This window comes from Amycolatopsis sp. NPDC051903 (assembly GCF_044452505.1).
GTDB lineage: Bacteria > Actinomycetota > Actinomycetes > Mycobacteriales > Pseudonocardiaceae > Amycolatopsis.
The window spans coordinates 1-17,614 of sequence record NZ_JBITBT010000040.1; the positions used below are offsets into that span (position 1 = coordinate 1).

13 protein-coding genes and 2 pseudogenes are annotated in these 17,614 nt (G+C 65.8%); 9 read left to right on the plus strand and 6 right to left on the minus strand.

Translation table 11 applies throughout. The features are described 5' to 3' along the window. Window positions 1–129 precede the first annotated feature (129 nt). The 7 genes from ACIA77_RS43225 to ACIA77_RS43255 all read left to right on the plus strand — a co-directional run bounded on the left by ACIA77_RS43225 (window position 130) and on the right by ACIA77_RS43255 (window position 10,515). Window positions 130–1,446: a recombinase family protein gene (locus ACIA77_RS43225; protein ID WP_395891977.1), complete on the plus strand. Its 1,317-nt coding sequence runs from the start codon at window positions 130–132 to the stop codon at window positions 1,444–1,446. A 62-nt stretch (window positions 1,447–1,508) separates the two neighbouring features. Then, window positions 1,509–5,273, plus strand: coding sequence for a DISARM system helicase DrmA (gene drmA / locus ACIA77_RS43230; RefSeq protein WP_395891978.1), 3,765 nt, complete (start codon window positions 1,509–1,511; stop codon window positions 5,271–5,273). After that, window positions 5,273–7,339, plus strand: a complete 2,067-nt coding sequence (gene drmB, locus ACIA77_RS43235) for a DrmB family protein (RefSeq protein ID WP_395891979.1) — start codon at window positions 5,273–5,275, stop codon at window positions 7,337–7,339. The genes drmA and drmB overlap by 1 nt, the downstream gene beginning before the upstream one ends. After that, entirely contained in the window at window positions 7,329–8,033 is a 705-nt protein-coding gene (gene drmC / locus ACIA77_RS43240; protein WP_395891980.1) for a DISARM system phospholipase D-like protein DrmC, read from the plus strand. Before drmB ends, drmC begins: the two co-directional genes overlap by 11 nt. A gap of 352 nt (window positions 8,034–8,385) precedes the next feature. Next, window positions 8,386–8,850 (plus strand): hypothetical protein, encoded by a 465-nt coding sequence (locus tag ACIA77_RS43245; protein WP_395891981.1) that lies wholly within the window; start codon window positions 8,386–8,388, stop codon window positions 8,848–8,850. Further along, complete coding sequence (locus tag ACIA77_RS43250; protein ID WP_395891982.1) at window positions 8,840–9,874, plus strand: tyrosine-type recombinase/integrase; 1,035 nt, start codon at window positions 8,840–8,842, stop codon at window positions 9,872–9,874. Before ACIA77_RS43245 ends, ACIA77_RS43250 begins: the two co-directional genes overlap by 11 nt. Further along, the gene (locus tag ACIA77_RS43255) at window positions 9,871–10,515 is read left to right on the plus strand and encodes a DUF2637 domain-containing protein (RefSeq protein WP_395891983.1); all 645 of its coding nucleotides are present in this window, start codon (window positions 9,871–9,873) and stop codon (window positions 10,513–10,515) included. The genes ACIA77_RS43250 and ACIA77_RS43255 overlap by 4 nt, the downstream gene beginning before the upstream one ends. On the opposite strand, the pseudogene ACIA77_RS43260 reads toward ACIA77_RS43255, so the two are convergent. Continuing rightward, window positions 10,512–11,500, minus strand: a pseudogene (locus ACIA77_RS43260) (IS481 family transposase). The gene ACIA77_RS43255 and the pseudogene ACIA77_RS43260 overlap by 4 nt on opposite strands. Window positions 11,501–11,798: 298 nt before the next feature. On the opposite strand from ACIA77_RS43260, the gene ACIA77_RS43265 reads away from it, so the two are divergent. Further along, complete coding sequence (locus ACIA77_RS43265) at window positions 11,799–12,290, plus strand: hypothetical protein (RefSeq protein ID WP_395891984.1); 492 nt, start codon at window positions 11,799–11,801, stop codon at window positions 12,288–12,290. A 6-nt stretch (window positions 12,291–12,296) separates the two neighbouring features. Here ACIA77_RS43265 and ACIA77_RS43270 read toward each other — a convergent pair. Together ACIA77_RS43270 and ACIA77_RS43275 are read right to left on the minus strand one after the other, a co-directional pair. Then, a pseudogene (locus ACIA77_RS43270) lies at window positions 12,297–12,500 on the minus strand (histone-like nucleoid-structuring protein Lsr2); the annotation flags it as partial. A 1,162-nt stretch (window positions 12,501–13,662) separates the two neighbouring features. After that, window positions 13,663–13,902, minus strand: coding sequence for a LamG-like jellyroll fold domain-containing protein (locus ACIA77_RS43275; RefSeq protein ID WP_395892060.1), 240 nt, complete (start codon window positions 13,900–13,902; stop codon window positions 13,663–13,665). 179 nt (window positions 13,903–14,081) lie between these two features. Between ACIA77_RS43275 and ACIA77_RS43280 the strand changes: the two genes are divergently transcribed. Continuing rightward, entirely contained in the window at window positions 14,082–14,276 is a 195-nt protein-coding gene (locus tag ACIA77_RS43280) for a hypothetical protein (protein ID WP_395891985.1), read from the plus strand. A 1-nt stretch (window position 14,277) separates the two neighbouring features. On the opposite strand, the gene ACIA77_RS43285 is transcribed toward ACIA77_RS43280, so the two are convergent. From ACIA77_RS43285 to ilvD, 3 genes are all read right to left on the minus strand, one after another. Then, window positions 14,278–15,045 (minus strand): helix-turn-helix domain-containing protein, encoded by a 768-nt coding sequence (locus ACIA77_RS43285; protein WP_395891986.1) that lies wholly within the window; start codon window positions 15,043–15,045, stop codon window positions 14,278–14,280. A 203-nt stretch (window positions 15,046–15,248) separates the two neighbouring features. Beyond that, window positions 15,249–15,593 carry an STAS domain-containing protein gene (locus ACIA77_RS43290; protein ID WP_395891987.1) on the minus strand — a complete coding sequence of 115 codons (345 nt, stop codon included), beginning with the start codon at window positions 15,591–15,593 and terminating at the stop codon, window positions 15,249–15,251. A gap of 48 nt (window positions 15,594–15,641) precedes the next feature. Then, complete coding sequence (gene ilvD, locus ACIA77_RS43295; protein ID WP_395891988.1) at window positions 15,642–17,489, minus strand: dihydroxy-acid dehydratase; 1,848 nt, start codon at window positions 17,487–17,489, stop codon at window positions 15,642–15,644. Between the last annotated feature and the right edge of the window lie 125 nt (window positions 17,490–17,614).

The window sequence follows — 17,614 nt, forward strand, 5'->3', positions numbered from 1 at the left end:
CGACCTCGCGGGTGTCGCCTTGGGCGACCGTGTTGGTGGCGATCAGGCCGAGGGTGCCGTTCCTCTGTAGGAGTGAGGTCGCACGGAGAAAGAAGCAAGGAAGATCAGCGGTGCGCCACAGTGGGTGTCGTGAACGTCAACAAGGTCCGCCGGTGCGCCCTCTATGCCCGACTCAGCATCACGAAAGAAGAGTCTGTCTCGATCATCCGCCAGCTTGATTCCTGCCGCAGTTACGCCGAGGCTCGCGGGTGGGAGGTCGTCGGCGAGTTCATCGACGACGGCGTCTCTGCGACCGCCAACCGGCCAGAAGACCGCAAGGGCTGGACAGCGTTGCTTGCCGCAGGCGGCTTCGACGCCGTGGTGATCTGGAAGGTGGACCGGCTTGCGCGGCGAGTGCTGGACTTCCTCCATGCCGACGAGATGCTGCAGCAGTGCAGCGCGGGGCTCGTGGCGGTTGAGGATCCGATCGATATGACCAGCCCGCAGGGCCGTGCCTTCGCGGTGATGCTTGCCGTGTTTGGTGAGATGGAGGCGGAGGCCATCAGGGCACGCGTTCGCTCGGCGCGGGCCCATCTCATTAAGGATGGCCGCTGGGCTGGCGGAGGCATCCCGTACGGCTATCTCTCAGCGGCGAACCCGAACGGACCAGGGCGAGTTCTTGTCAAGGATCCGGAGCGTCTCCAGTGGCTCACGAAGGCCGTCATGATGGCACTGAACGGTGCCACTGTTTACGGGATCACGAAGTGGCTGACCGACGAAGGCGCGCCGCTCCCCGGCGGTCGGAGTAGCAAGCGCACGCCGGGAAACGTCGAATGGAACTATCACACGGTTAACCGACTGCTGCGGAACCCCATCCTGGCCGGGATGATGCCGCGCAACCCGGGTCGCGGCAGGAACGCCAAGGATGTCGACCCGTTCGCGGTCGTCCGCGACGAGCGCGGCCTTCCTGTGATCAATAAGTCACTTGCAGTGATCACGCTCGACGAGTTCACGGCGTTGCAGGACATCCTCAACTCACGAGAGAGTCCGCAGGTCCGCAAGCGACGCAGCAGGGAGACAACCAGCCCATTTCTGTCGCGTGTCGCGTCCTGCGACACCTGCGACGTGTACATGTGTCGCGGGACGAACCAGAAGCGCCCAATCCTCTACTGCCCGAAGTGCAAACAGACGCTGAGCCGGGCAACGCTCGACCCGTACCTGGTGAAGCGCCTCCTCGCGGAGCGGGGAGGCGAGCCGCTCGCTGGGGTGACCGTACAGGACAGTTGGGACACGGTCGGCGCCGACGACCTGGCGCGGCGAGAAATCCTCCTTACGCAGCTGGAGAGCCTGCGCATTCGCCGCGGCGTCGTCGGGCGGTATTTCGATGAAGAGCGGGTGCTGCTTCGATGGCTTCCCGCCGGCGGCGGTGGTCATTCCGATCCCGCCGGGCCCTCCAAGGCGCGTTGAAGCGGGCGTCGCCGGACGTGTTGCAGCGCAAACCACACGCCATTCGGGCACACTGGTGAACTGTGACGGAAGGAACCACCGAGATCACCGGGCCACAGGCGTTGTACCAGCTAAATCACGAGCTGGATGGGTCGTCTACGTCCGTGCGCGAGAATCTGGTCGACATCTTGACGCGGGAACTGCTCGGACCAATCCACGGTCCCGAGGAGGTGCTGCCGTTCAGTCCTCGGTCGCAGTACCTCGTGGGCCACATCGCTCCGGTCAAGCTCTCCGGCGCTGCGCTGAGGTACGACGACTCTGAGGGGACCGCAGAACGCGGTTACCTGGTCGAGGCGCGGATGGATGAGGACGCTGTCCGCGAGCAGCGTGGTGTGCCGGCGTTCGCCGCCGACGAGACCGAGGCCGACGCGGAGGACGACGACCCCGAGGACCGCACGCCGAAGCAGGGATTGATGATTCCGGCGTCGATGGGCCTGCGGTTCCAGGTCCCGCCCGGCCTTGAGGCTTTCACTGTCACGGCGTCGTGGGGCACCTATTCGACGATCGAGACCGACAAGGTGACCAAGGCTGGCCGCAAGGTCAGGCACTACCAGCGCACGCCGATCGAGGAGCCGCGGACGATTGCGTTGGCCGACCTCACGGTGGGGCGCACGACGACGATTCCACTGCGGGAGTCGATCTGCCTGCGAGTGGACCGGTACGACGACCTCCAGTACGGCCGCGTGCTCGTCGAGATCGCGCTGTGCAACGACCGAGAAACCCCGATGCCGATCCCGGTTAGCATGTGGATGTTCCAGACCAAGCTGCGCGTCGATGCGGGCGGCGTCGAGGTGTTCCTGCCGGTGCGGGACGTGTTGGAGCAGGACTGGCCGGAGCACGACGAGGAAGTCCAGCGGCTGAACCTCCAGTACCGCAATCGCCTGGAGTTCGCGGTCGGCCGCACCTGCTCGGTCGAGTGGGTCGCGCGGAACGGCGCACGGCGTGCGACCGAGGTCTCGACGACGTGGCTGCCGGTTGCCGAGACGCCGCAGACCCGCGCGCTGTCTGCCGCCGATGCGCAGACGGAAGGGGCTGCGGAGGAAGTGAAGCTGCTGGGCCAGGCCGTGATGTCGATGGACGCATTGTCGCGCGTGACATCTGACGAGGTTCGTGCCAGCCTTCAGCCGCTGATCGACGGCTACGGCGTCTGGCTCGACAAGCAGACCCAGATTGCCGCGACCTTGCCACCACACCTGCAGGAGACGGCGGAGTTGGTGCTGTGGGAGGCCAAGCAGGCGCACCAGCGGCTGGTCGACGGTCTGGAGCACCTCGGCGGAGACGAAGAAGCGCTGCGCTGCTTCCAGTTCATGAACCGGGTGATGCGCGACCAACGAGTGGCCTCACAAGTGGCAGCCGCACGTTCCTCTGATTTGTCGATGACGATCGACCAGGCACAAGCCAAGGTGCGCGAGAAGGGTGCGGATTCGGCGTCGTGGCGGCCGTTCCAGCTCGCGTTCATCCTGATGCAGCTCGGCGCGCTGACCGACCCGACGGCGCCGTGGCGCAGTGCTGACCATCAGGCGCGCGTCGAGTTGCTGTTCTTCCCGACCGGTGGTGGAAAGACCGAGGCATACCTGGGCCTTGCGGCGTATACGTTCGCGATCCGTCGACGTCAGGGCGTTGTGCAGTCGGCCGACGGGCCGCTCGACGGGCGCGACGGCGTCGCGGTGCTGATGCGGTACACACTGCGCCTCCTGACCGCCCAGCAGTTCCAGCGCGCTACCGCCCTGGTTTGCGCCGCCGAGCTGGCCCGACTCGATCAGGAGGAAGTCTGGGGCGTCGAGCCGTTCCGGATTGGGCTGTGGGTCGGCACGGATGTCAGCCCGAAGCGGTTCGAAGAGGCGGACGAGCAGCTCACCAAGGCCAACGAGTACGGGTCTCACCGTCTGACCGTGCTCCAGATCCAGCGGTGCCCCTGGTGCGGCACGCCGATCACCGCCGCGCAGGTGAAGACCGACTCCACAGTGCGGCGTGTGTTCGTGTACTGCGGCGACGAGCTGGCCCGCTGTCCGTTCGCCAAGGGCGGCACCGTGACCGAGGGCCTCCCGGTGCTCACCGTCGACGAGGAGATCTACCGGCTCGCACCCGGGTTCGTGATCGCCACCGTCGACAAGTTCGCACGACTTGCCCGCGAGGGTGAAGCCGCGGCCCTCTTTGGATACGTGAGCCGCCGCTGCGGCAGGCACGGGTACGTGCACCCGGATTACACGAACTGCGGCATCACCACGACCCACCCGGCCACAAGGGACGGGCACCCCGCGGCGACAGTGCGCCCGGTCGACCGGCTCCGCCCCCCGGACCTGATCATCCAGGACGAATTGCACCTGATCACCGGGGCGCTGGGCACCTCGGTGGGACTGTTCGAGGTCGCGGTCGAGACCCTGTCTTCGTGGGAGACTCCGGAAAATGCGCCCGTGCGACCGCTGATCGTGGCATCGACCGCAACGGTGCGCAACGCACAGGAGCAGGTGCGCGGGCTGTACGGGCGGCAGGTGGAGATCTTCCCGCCGCAAGTGCTCGACGTGGCCGACACCTTCTTCTCCCAGGAAGTGCCGATCGACCGGAAGAACCCCGGCCGCCAGTACGTCGGAGTGAGCGCTCAGGGCGTACGCCTGTCGAGTGCGGAGATCCGGGTGGCGGAGGTCTTGCTGTCGGCCGGCCAGCTCCTGTTCGACCGTGCCGGGACGGCTGCCGACCCGTACATGTCCCTGGTCGGCTATTTCAACGCGACCCGCGAGCTCGCCGGCATGGCCCGGTATGTGGCCGATGACGTGCAGAACCGGGTGAAGCGACCGCGCAAGGACTCCGGGTTCCCGTCTCGGCTTGGCGCGTCCTTCGGCCTGCTCAACGTCGGCGAGCTGACATCTCGTATCGCATCGGCGGAGATCGGTCGCACGCTGGACCGGCTCGGGCTGGAGTTCGACAGCGACTACGACACCACCGAGGCCTTCCGTGCGCGACTCGCCACGAGGGACGCGGGGAAGAAGACACCTACGCGCACAGACGCACCGTTCGACGTCGTGCTTGCGACCTCGATGCTCCAGGTCGGGGTCGACGTGCAGCGCCTCGGGCTGATGCTGGTGGTGGGACAACCGAAGAACACCGCCGAGTACATCCAAGCGTCCTCCCGCGTCGGCCGAGATCCCTCCGGGCGGCCGGGCCTCGTCGTGGCGCTCGGCAACTGGGCGCGGCCCCGCGACCTGGCCCACTTCGAGCAGTTCCGCCACTACCACGACACGTTCTACGCCCAGGTCGAGGCGCTGTCCGTCACGCCATACTCGCCGACATCCCTGGCGCGCGGGATCGACGGGGTGCTGGTGAGTGCGGTGCGTGTCGTCCAGGCGCCGCTGGGCGACGGTCTGTCGCCTGAGCGGAGCGCTTGGCTGATCAAGGACCAGCGCGACGCGGTCGAGGCGCTGGTCGGACGGCTCAAGGCGCGGATCGCCGCGGCCGCGCAGAGCGACGATGCCGCGAAACAGGCCAATGACTTGCTGGTCAATCGCATCGACAGGTGGAACGAACGCGCCAAACGCGCCGGCGAGATGAGTAAGACGCTTGTCTACGAACGCACTGGTGAAGGCGACAAGTACTTGCCGCTGATCATCAGTCCCGAGAACGCCAAGGCGTCGGTCGGCGGGTCGGTGCAGGCGCCGTTCGTGATCGCGAACTCGATGCGTGAGGTGCAGCCCGAGATCAACCTGCTTGTCAGCCCACTGCCCGAGAGGCTCTTCTCACGGGCACCCGACGGTGTCACCGAATGGACGCTGCCCACAGGAGACGACGACTGATGAGCGAGATCCTCACCCCCGAACCCGCGAGCGCATCGGAAATGCTGCACGACGACGAGCAGGTGCTCGACCCGCTCGCCGATGTTGAGGAAGGCGCGGCCAAGAACCGTGCCAAGGTCGGCACCGCACGCCCCTCGTCGCTGCTGTACACCTACGGTCCCGGCGCGATCATGGACCTGCCGGGCTTCTCGGTGATGCCTGCCGGCCTCGACGACTGGGAACCGATCTGGAAGCGTCGCGAGCACATCCCGACGATCCTCGAACCCCGCCTCCTGAACGTCGTTCGGCTTCACCTCGGCCCCCAGGTCGACACTCTGCGGCGCTACCCGTGGCAGCCGAAAAAGGGTGCGATGTCGAAGGAAGGCTCCGACCTTGGTGTTCCGGCGCGGGTGTTCCCGCAGTGGTTGCGGTGCACCGGGTGCGACTTCCTCGGCCCGCTTCCACGGTTCAGCTACACCAACACACATCCGTTCCGGCCCGATCTGGCACAGTTCAGCCACAAGAGTTGCCCTGGTCGCGGTGGGCAAAAGACCGGGTCGACCAGTCGCAAACGTGAGAGCCCAGCGGTTCCCGCCCAGCACCTGCTGACCTGCACCAACGGGCACCTCGACGAGTTCCCGTACAAGCTGTGGGTTCATCGCGGCGGCACCTGCCCGAAAGCCGAGAACCCTGATCTGAAGATGCGCGACGCCAACGTCGGCAAGAGCGTGGGCTCCACGATCACCTGCGCCTCCTGCGGAGCCGCCCGTGGCATGGCCGAAGCGCAGGGCGCGATCGGACGGGAGAAGATCCCGCAGAAATGCCGCGGGCGCCACCCGCACCTGAACGCGTTCGACGCCGCATGCGACGCACAACCGGCCCTGATCATGATGGGTGCGTCAAACCTGTGGTTCTCCTCCACGCAGCGCATCATCGTCATGCCCCGCACCGACGCCGAGGAGAAGGAAGCGCTCGCCGACAAGCTGCGCGCGGAGCTGGGCGTCGACCAAGTTCAGAAGTTCGGTGAACAGATCCCAGTAATCCGGGCGCTCGCGACAGCACGCGACATCGACTTGACCGGTGTCACCGACGACGACATTGCCGAAGCCGTCGCCGACGTACTTGCTCCCGCCGACTCCGAGGAGGTCCGCCACGAGAAGCTCGCGAAGTGGGACCCGGTCGAGCTGCTGGTGCCCGAGTGGCGGTACCTGCAGAAGCCGTCGCTGTTCCCGCAACAGCAGAACTCCAGCGGCCTCATGGTCACCGAAATGCAGCGCGGCACCCGGCTTCACCCACGGATCAGCCGGGTCGTCGCGGTCAACCAGATGAAGCGTGTCAACGCCGTGCTCGGCTTCACCCGGCTCGACGAGATGGACCGCGTCAACGACTTGGTCAGCCGGCTCGTCAAGCTCACCCGCAACGGCAAGCCGGCCTGGGTACCCGCAACCGAGGACCGCGGTGAGGGAATCTTTCTCCAGCTCGACCTCGACGCGGTCCAGGCGTGGGAGCAGGAGATCCGCGACTCCCCATTGTGGGAAGCGCACACGCTGGCGCACCACAATAACTTCGAACGAAGGTTTTCCGAAACCGCGAAGGTGGTCGACCCTGGCACGCGGCTGCCCTCGCCCCGGTACTGGCTGCTGCACACGTTCGCGCACATTCTGATCCGCGAGATGGCGATGTCCTGCGGCTACGGGGCGGCCAGCCTCACCGAGCGCATCTACGGGTGGACTGAAACACCGGAACGCGAGGGCGCGGCCGGGCTGCTCATCTGCACTGCCGCATCCGACAGCGAAGGCACGCTCGGCGGACTTGTTGCGCTCTCCGAACCCACCCGATTGCAGGGCCTGGTTGTCTCGGCGCTCCGCCGCGCCGCACGGTGCTCGTCCGACCCCGTCTGCGCGATGCGTACCCCACGCGATCCCGAAGACTTCCTTCACGGCGCCGCGTGCCATTGCTGCACATTCGCATCGGAGACCTCATGCGAGAAAGCCAACCGGTTCCTCGACCGACGCTTCGTGCTGAACCTCCCCACCGCCGCAGGCGACACCGTGCCCGGGTTCTTCGGGAGCGTGGATGCCCTCTGACCCGTACGGCGAGCTCGGCGAGTACCTCACAGCCAGCGAGGCCGTGGGGCTCGCCGTGCAGCTATCAACCGGTCAGCACGTGATCAAAGCACTGGGCACCATCAACGCATCCCGTCGCGAACGGGTCCGCGAACTGCTTGCCGCAGGTCGCCTCGGCCACACCGAGGTCGACCGGTCCATCGCGGTGCTCCACGCGATCGCTGGCGCTAAGGCCGTTCACCGTGACCTCACTCCAGTGTGGACCATGCCAGGGCACGAAGCCAAAGTCGGCCACCTCACGGGCGAATTTCATCGCCTCGTTCAAGCCGCCCGGCAGTCGATCACCTGCGCGACCTACAACTTCGAGCCCACCTCGCAGATGTGGACTGTGCTGAAGCAAGCTTCACAGCAGCCCGGAGTCGTCGTGACGGTCTACATCGATGGCGATAAGGCCGACTCCGCCAAGGTCAAGGCCCAGCTCCCGCGCGCCACCATCTACGAGTCCGCCGTGCTACCGAACGGCAAGCAGATCGTGAGCCACGCCAAGTTCGTCATCATCGACCACGAGGTACTGCTGCTCACTAGCGCCAACTTCTCCTTCAGTGCCGAGAACCGCAACGTCGAGTTCGGTCTCCTCGTTCGAGACTCCGCCCTTGCCGAGTCCGTCGAGGTCACGATGACCAGCAAACACGGAAGCCTTTATGATCTTGCGTGAGTGGGCTGCCGTCACGAGTTGGCGCGCCAACCTGGCAGCGGGCGTGTCCCTGAAGCAGGGGCCAACACTGGCCTGCACGTCATCAATGGAGCTGCAGGCGTGTGGTTAGCGTGCAAGATCGTCTCGGACACTCAATTACCCCATGTGCGTGGGGTGGCTTCGGGGCCGATGAGTGGGAACCTGCAGGTCAGCCGAGGATCCGCAGCGTTGTGGTTAGCGTGCGAGATCGTCCTCGGACACCATATGTGGTGAGATTTCCCCAAGTCTCTCAGAGCCAGCCGATCACCCTGCACATGGGTGGTCGGCTTCTGTTGTCGGATGCCTGCCCTGTGACGTTGGGGCGGTGGTGGGCATGACCGCCGTGGTTCCACCGATCATTCCCGGGGCAAGCCCTGATGGACCGCTGGCCAGCCTTATTCCAGCTGCCCAACCACTTCCCCTGCCAGTTGGTGCCCCTCGTGGTCGTCGCGCTGGTCTCGTCTACTCCCTCTCGCGTGTCGACGCCTCTGGGCGGTTGAGTGCCCTGCCGTTGCTGGCTCGGCTGCGGTGGCAGACGTCGATCCGTCTCGCGGCGACCGTTGTCGGGTCGTCGGTGGTGTTCGTGCCGGACCGCCACGGTGTGTTCGCCCTTGACCCGAAGCGCAAGGTCATCGTGCCGCTGTTGTTGCGGCGGCCGTGTGGTTTGCGTACGGGTGATCAGGCTCTGCTGGTGGCCGATCTGCACGAGAACGTCCTCGTGGTCCACCCGATGGCGGCGTTGGACAAGATCGTCCTCGGCTACCACTCCTCATTGATCGGCGGCGGCAATGACGACTAGCCCGCCCGAACTCGAGGCCGCCCGGCTGCTGTTGTCGAAGATGGGCATCAGCCCGACCGAGCTGCTGAGCGACGCGGCACCATCCGTCGATGTGCCGACGTTCGCGGCCTATATCCCGGTGGTCGCCCGTGCGGTCTCTCCGGCGACGGCACGCTCCTATGCGAGCTATTGGGCGCAGATCGAAGCCGAGTGGGCCGCGCGTGGGCTGGACGAGCCGACGCCGTCGGAGATCAAGCAGCTCGCCGAAGCCGCGCGGGAAAAGGCACTGGTGCGCCGCAATTCGCGGGGCGGTCGGCATGCGATGGAGAACTTCATTGCCGCGATCCGCTGCCTCTACCGCCACGCCGTTGCCGACGAAATCCTCACGGAACTGCAGAACCCGGCCCTGAGAGTCGCGAAACCGCGACGCCTGCCGTCCCCGCGGCGCGCGCTCACCCACGAGGAGCTCGCCGAGATCAACACCGTCACCGCCGGCACCGGCGACGATCCTCATCTCGACAGTCTTCTGCTTCGGCTCCACACCGAGACCGCCTGCCGTCGCGGCGGGGCGCTCGGTCTGCGCTATCGAGACCTGGAACCGACCCAGTGTCTCGTCTACCTCCGGGAGAAAGAGGGCACAAGTCGTTTCCAACCGGTGTCACCCACGTTGATGAGCATGCTTATGGACCATGCCACCGAACGCGGCTCTACCCATCCGGAGGCGCAGCTGCTGCGCTACCGCACCGGCGAACCGATCACCAAACGCCGTTACGACCACATCTGGCAGCGAGTCGGCAAGCACCTTCCGTTCGTGCATAACCAGAACATCTCCACCCACTGGCTTCGCCACACCACCCTCACCTGGGTCGAACGCCGCTTCGGTTACGGCGTCGCCCACGCCTACGCCGGCCACTCCGACTCCGCGGACAACGCCACCGTCACCTACATCAAAGCCTCGCTCACCGACGTCGCGACCGCGCTGGCCACCCTCACCGGGGAGCCACACCCGCTGGCCCACCAGCACCACCCGGGAGCCAGGCCATGACCCACTCTCCACGATGGACAGCCGCCCTCGTGGTGCAATGCGCCTGCACCGCTCTTGTCGCCCTCGGCGCGGCCTTCGCCTCCTACCGCCACGGCCGCATCTTCGCGGCCCGTTTCGGCGCCGACCTCACCACCGCGGCGATCTGGCCCCTCATCGTCGACGGCCTGCTCACCATCGCCACTGTCGAACTCTGGAAACGCGCCGGTACCACCGGCAGACGCACTGCCTGGAGTGCTTTCGGCTTCGGCATTTCTCTCTCGCTGTGCGCCAACATCGGCGCCACCGACAACCTCACCGCCCTCGGCGTCATTGTCGCCGCCAGCCCACCGCTCGCCCTCCTGCTCGCTGTTGAACTGCTCAACCGCGCGCTCCACCACAGCAGAACGCCAGGTGCCGAGACCGCCGAGACCGTTCGCGAGACCATGTCGCCAGCGCCCGAGACCGAACCCGAAGCATCACCAGCGAACGCCGAACAACGAATGTGGCAACACTTCGTCCGCGAACACGCCCACGGCCGAACTCCAACCGGCGCCGAACTCGACCGCGTCGCCAACACCCACAACTACGGCCGGCGCATCCTGCGCACGTGGCGGGAAACCGGCCGCCTCGAGCGCCTCACCGCAGAACACTCAAGGACCTAGATGTGCTGCTGTCGTTGGTGGTTGACAGGTTGGGCGTGGGGTTGGGTCTTCTGTAGCAGCCTCTCATACGGGGTCTGGCCGGCGAGGCTGCCGTGAGGGCGGTGGAAGTTGTAGTAGTCCTCCCATTCCTTGAGTTTCTCGTTGAAGGCACCGATGTCGCCGAGGAGGACGCCGTCGAGCAGGCGGTAGAACTCTTCGGCGTCGATGCGGTGGGAGCGTTCCACTTTGCCGTTCAACCGTGGCGTTGCGGGCCGGATGTAGACATGGCCGATGCCCTGGTCCAGGACGTGCCAGTGGAAAGCGGTCTGGAACTGGCGCACCGTTGTCGGTGTGGATCTTCTCGACCTGGAACGGCAGCCGGGACAGGACGTAGTCGAGGAACTGGATCGCGGTCTTCTGGTCCGAGCGTGGGTAGATCCGCAGGATGGATGCGCAGGCGGGTGCAGTCGTCGATCGCGGTGTACTGGTAGAACTTCCGCCTGCGCTGGTCGGTGCTGGTGGTGATCGGCTCGACGAACGTGACGTCGATCTGCAGCTGGTGGCCCGGACGTTGTTTCTCGTAGCGCTTCCACCGCTTCTGGTGGCGCTGGTAGCGCTGCGAAGCGGGCAAGCGGTTCATGCCCAGGCGTTTGAGGATGCGGTAGATCGTCGAGGCAGCGATCTCGACGTCGTGGTAGCGACGCAGATACATCTCGATCTTCAGCGGGCCGAAGTGGTAGTGCTGCCGCAGATGGATAATCTTCTCGACCACCTCGGGGTGGGTGATGGTCGGGCAGTGCAACGGGGCGCTCGACCGGTCCTTCAGCCCGTCCACGCCCTCATCCTCGCAGCGGCGTTTCCACCGATAGAAGATGGTGCGGCTGATCCCGAAGTACCGGCACGTCGCCGCCACATTCCCGCTGACCTCCACGGCGTGACGAAGAACGGCCAGACGCCGGTTCGCGCGCCTGACCAGGTCCTTCTCACTCCACACTCGCTCAGCCATAGGCCTCCCTAGATCAGGAGCCCAAGACTGTCAACAACCTCAGTCAGTTTTAGAACTAGAACGAGCTACCTGGGCGCCGCGGCTGGTCTCCGGTCATCGGCGACGGTGACCGCATGGGACGGTCCTACCGCGGCGCCCAGCGCGCTCCGGCCACCTGATCATCGGGGCTCACATCGGCCGTGCGATCGGGCCTACCACATCGAGAGACTCCGCGTTCGGCATCATCCCAGCTCAGATAGTGCAGGCCAGGCTTGCCCCTAATGCCGACATGTTCTCAGGTCCGCATGGCCGCCAGGCCATGCACCAGCACAGTGCGCCGCAGGCGCTCCATACTGACCACCTGCTCGCGAGCGGCGCGCTGTGGTGGGTGATCACCGCGGTCGTCGCGATCGGGATCGCGGTCTTCGTCCTCCACCGCCACTTCCGTTCCCGCCACCTCCGCTCCCGAGTCCGTTACGACCTCCTCCCGACAACCAGCTTCGACCCGTCGCTGCAGATGGTTTCCGCGTTCGCCCACCAGCTGGGCCGCGCCCGCCCGGTGCACGGCTGGGTGCCGAAATCGGTCGTCGGCGTCCGGATCCGCTTCTCCACGGACCCCGAGTTCGGGAAGATGGTCATGAGCGTGGAAGGCCGAACCTCGATCACGAGCGTGCTCAACAAACTCGTCTACCCGCAGGTCGAGATCCGCCACCACGCCGACGCGGGAGGAGAAGTCGCCGCGCCGGAGGCGAGAGACGTCGCCCCGGAAACGGACGGAGAACCAACCTCCCGCGACAGTGGGGAGAAGTAGCCCCGGTTACGCCTTTTTGCGTCGACGCGAAGGCTTCTTTGGCGCCTCGTCGCGATTGTCGTACGCCTCGACGACGTTGGAGGGGATCCGGCCGCGCTCGGAGACGTCCCAGCCGTTCTCGAGCGCCCACGCGCGGATGGCCCGCGAGCGCTCCCGGTCACCAGCCGTCGTCGAGCTGCTGCCTACGGTGTTGCGGGGGCGGTGGCTCGCCTGGACCGGCGAGCCCCGATCACTTCGGCGCGGCCGACGACCGGCCTCCGCGAATCCGCCAGGTGTGCATCACCGTGACCGCGACCCTGACCGACTTCTGTATCGCCGTGTCCGGCCAAAACATCCCATTCCGGAACCTGCACCTTCCACGCCGCAACTGCCGGCCGGACCACGCACTCACCTTGAGATCGACGGCCCCGGCGTATTCGACCAAACCTTCGCCAGTGCCCCTGAACGTCACCCAGTCTGGAGATCTGACTGTCACCCTGTTAACCGGAGGGTTCTTGGTTCGAGTCCAAGCGGGGGAGCAAAGCCCAGGTCAGTGACCTGGGCTTTTTTGTTACCCTTGAGTAGGGGCGATTTAAGGGCGATGAAAGTTCCGCGGTCCGGTGCGACCCTGAAGGTAACGAATTGATAACTCGCGTTTGGCTGCTTGCTCTGGCCGGTGGGTCGGGGGGCGCTGCCCCGTTGAGTGGGCAGGTTCCCGGGGCTGCTGGGTGCCGGGGTGCCGCATCCATGATCGCCAGGTGTGAGCAGGCGATGTGCAGGCCGTGGTGCTGCTGGGTGTAAGTCGGAGTCGCGCAGCGTCGCTGCGGTCGCGGCTGCGGCATCGTCGATGAGTGAACCCGCTTGCGGGTTGTTGGTGCGATCGATGGGGCAGACGCGTGTTGTGGCATGCACCTCTCGCGCGGTTTGCCTTGGAGTGGATCTCTATCGAGTACGCCGAGCTTTCGGGGCGGCACGCTCGACCGCCCGGTGTGCTGCCGCGCGACCGTTGGCCGACCTCTGTGCCCAAGGCCTGAACCAGCGCCAGGCAGTAACGTGCGGCGCTGGGCTGACCTATATTCCGGCGCGGTGGCCGCGCCGTCGCCCCGGCCCGCGGTGGGAAGTGGTGGTTGACCCCCTCACTGCCAGTGAGGTTCGATCAAGCGGCTGACCTGCGGTTATGGAGAATGTGCTGGTCGGGTGACGTGGCTGGTTGCAGTTGAGTGCAATTTGAGGTGGTTGATCGCCGTTGATCACGTGCCTGTGCTCCAGATTTGCTCCACAACGTCTGGCGTGGGGCCGCTCCAGAGGGCTGGTGGAGACTTCACCGGAGTTCGCAATGCCAGGAGGTCGCATCGGCCGTTGGGGCGTGATGCGACCTCCTGGTCGAGTCGGTTCAGTTGATTTGTTGGGCGAGTGCCGTGACCTGGGTGGGTGTGAGGGTGTAGTTCCATGCTTGCAGGTGGCTGATGCTGCCGGGGAAGTAGAAGGTGCTGGTCCCGGTGTATTTGCCTCGGCCGATGGTGAACGGTCCGGTGGCGTTCCATCCGGTGACGCCGGTGATGGTTTGGGCGAGTGTTCCGTCGAGTGATGCACTGCGGATACTGCTGTCCCCCGACGCCGATCGACCCAGCAGCGCTCGAGCACATCTGGACGATCGTCAATCGGTCGCCAAGACCAAGGGCGGAGGACCTGGACACGTGGCGATTAAGGTTTATCTGTGGGCATGTCGTCGACAAGACACAGCACCGCTCGCACCAGTGGTGGAGCTCTAGCACGGACAAGTGCGCCGAATGCGGGCAAACTCGCGGGATCGTGGAGACCGAGAAACTGCCGGCTGATGAAGTGCGGCGGCAAGCTGACATCCAGCGGTTGACGCAGGAGATGGAGCAGGCCGAGCAAGAACGAGACCGGGGGCGGAAGAAGGCTGACGCCGCAGGACGTCGGGCGGACAAGATCGAGCGTGAGTTGGCGGCCTTGGAGAGTCAGGCTATGCCGGGTGGCGGGTGAGTCAGCGTGCGCGGTAGTAGCCCTTGTGGGTGTTGCGTTCGATGAACTCGATGAGATGCGCTCGGGAGATGTACTTTCGGGTGCCGAGCAGGACATGGTCGATGTCGCCCTGGTTGACCATCTGGTAGAGCGTTGAGTAGCTAAGGCCGAGCGCTTTGCCGGCGTCTTTGAGGCTGAGGAGCAGCGGGCCATAAGCCGCCAGCGAGGTGGGCTTGATGACGATAGTCTGTTCGGCTTCGATGACGTCGACTTCGGTGCCGGTGGTTTTCCAGGACCCGAAGTAGCCGTAGGGTCGGTCGAACTCTTCCTGCGTCTTGGACGCGGCGTCTTCTTCACTGCTCGCGCGGACGAACCGTTCGGCGACCTGAACGCGGGTGACAACGACCTTGTAACGCATGTAGGTCTCCTGGACGGTGCGTGTGGTGCGTTTGGCGGGCGTTTGGGGGCGGCGGTTGAGGCGCTGCATCGCGCGGGCTGTTGTGTCGAGCACGGGTTCGTCGGTGCGTCGTTGATCGCGGGTGAGCGGGACCTCGGGTGGGTCGGTTGCGGTGGCGTGGCTCGCGATGGCCGGTGGGTAGCGGCCATGGCTGAGGTAGTAGCGGCCGCGTTCGGTGATCGTAGCGGCCCAGATCTTGCGTTTGCGGGTGATCTTGGCAAGGCCGCGGCTGTGCAGGGCTCTGATGGTGGTTTTGTGCGTGTGGTCGGGCCAATCGCGTTCGGGACATCCGTCTGCGAGCCAACGCAAGAGCTCGACCTGGTGAGGCGTCAAGGGTGGTGGCACGTTGGCAGTTCACCAGGTGGGAGGCAGGGGCGGGACCTTTTGCGTGCGCGGATACCGGAACGGGTGATGTGCGTTCTGTGAGGTGTCGACTACGAAATCGAGTGGTGTCCGGGACCGATCTGGTCGAAATCATGTGAGGTCGGTCCGGGCGAGGAGGGGTCGCTGCCCCGATGTGGAAGGAGCGTGGCTGCTCAATCCGTTTCGGGCAGGGCTTTGGCCACCGTGTCGCGGTACTCAAACTGCTGGTCGAGGCCGAGCATGCGCAAGAGCCGGCGGACGCGGCTCGGGACGACGAGTCGTACCGAGGTCGCCGCCTTGGCGGCGAGCTGCGCCTCGATGAGCGCGCCGATCGCCGAGGACGAGGCGAATGCGGTCGCGGACAAGTCGATCACCAGCACGCTCGGCTCGTCGGCCAGGGAACTCAGGATGGCCTCGCGCAGCTTCGGTGTGGTCATCACGTCGACTTCGCCCCGCGCGGCGAGGACCACACGCAGCTCGGTCTGCCGAGCGGTGACAACTGAGGGAGATCCTTTCAAGCACTCGCTGTTGGCAATGTGCGACTCATCCGCAGATATGGTCGCTGATTACCTTCCTGGGATGCGGCGAACGGCGCCCGTGTCAGCAGACGTCGCCATCGCGGCATACGCGCGCAGTGCGTTCGACACCGTGCGCTCGCGGTCCCTCGGGGTCCAGGGCTGTTCGGATGTCTCGATTTTGGACCGGCGTTCGGCGAGGACTTCAGCGGGGATGTCGAGTTCGAGGGTGCGGTTGCGGACGTCGATGATGATCCGGTCGCCGTTTTCGACGAGGGCGATGGCGCCCCCGGCGGCGGCTTCGGGGGCGATGTGGCCGACCGAGATGCCGCTGGAGGCGCCGGAGAAGCGGCCGTCGGTGACGAGGGCGCACTGGGTCCCGAGGCCGGTGCCCTTGAGGAACGCTGTGGGGTGAAGCATCTCCTGCATGCCGGGGCCGCCGGCGGGGCCTTCGTAGCGGACGACCAGGACGTCGCCCGGTCGGATGCGTTTGGTCAGGATCGCGGACACGGCTTCTTCCTGGCTTTCGACAACCAGCGCGGGTCCTTCGAAACGGAGGATGCCTTCGGGGACTCCGGCGGTTTTGATGATGGCGCCGTTTTCCGCGAGGTTGCCGCGGAGCACGGCGAGGCCGCCGTCCGCGGTGTACGCGTGCTTGAGGTCGCGGATGCAGCCGCCGGTGGCGTCGGTGTCGAGTGAGGACCAGCGGTTGTCCGTGGAAAACGCTTGGGTGGTGCGGACGCCGCCGGGTGCGGCGTGGTAGAGCTCGATTGCCTCGGGTGACGGTGACTCGGCGCGAATGTCCCAAGTGGACAGCCAGTCGGACAGTGACGCGGCGTGGACCGCGTGCACGTTTTCGCGGAGCAGGCCGGCGCGCCAGAGTTCGCCGAGGATGGCGGGGATGCCGCCGGCGCGGTGGACGTCTTCCATGTGATAGTCGGAGTTCGGCGAGACCTTGGACAGGCAGGGCACGCGGCGGCCGATGGCGTCGATGTCGCTGATGGTGAAGTCGACTTCGCCTTCTTGGGCGGCGGCGAGGATGTGCAGGACGGTGTTGGTCGAGCCGCCCATGGCCATGTCCAGCGCCATGGCGTTCTCGAACGCCTCCCTGGTGGCGATCGAGCGCGGCAGCACCGACGCGTCGTCCTCGCCGTACCAGCGCTTGCACAGGTCGATGACCGTGCGCCCGGCGTCCTGGAAGAGCGTTCGGCGGGCACGGTGGGTCGCCAGGGTGGAACCGTTGCCGGGCAGGGATAAACCGAGGGCTTCGGTGAGGCAGTTCATGGAGTTCGCCGTGAACATCCCGGAGCACGAACCACACGTCGGGCACGCGGCCTGCTCGACGGTGGTGAGGGCGTTGTCGTCGACCGCATTCGACGCCGAGGCGGCGATCGCGGTCAGCAGGTCAGTCGGGGCCTGGGCGACTCCGTCCACGACCACGGCTTTGCCGGCCTCCATCGGCCCGCCGGAGACGAACACGGTGGGGATGTTGAGGCGCATGGCGGCGTTGAGCATGCCGGGTGTGATCTTGTCGCAGTTGGAGATGCAGACGAGGGCGTCGGCTTGGTGCGCGTTGACCATGTACTCGACGGAGTCGGCGATGATCTCGCGCGAGGGCAGCGAGTAGAGCATGCCCGAGTGGCCCATGGCGATGCCGTCGTCGACGGCGATGGTGTGGAATTCGCGCGCGATGCCACCGGCTTCCTTGACGGCTTCGGCGACGATTTCGCCGAGGTCTTTGAGGTGCACGTGGCCCGGCACGAACTGCGTGTAGGAGTTGGCGATGGCGACGATCGGCTTGCCGAAGTCGCTGTCGGTCATCCCGGTCGCGCGCCAGAGCGAGCGCGCGCCCGCCGCGTTGCGGCCGTGGGTGGTGGTCCGGGAGCGAAGAGTCGCCATCGCAGTCCTTCTCCAGTGGTTCGGGTGACTCGACTCTGACCGCTGAGATCCAGGCATTCAACGCACTGGTTCGGGGGAATTCTTGCAAGGTTGGCAACAGTGGCCGCACAAGACTCAACAGATGA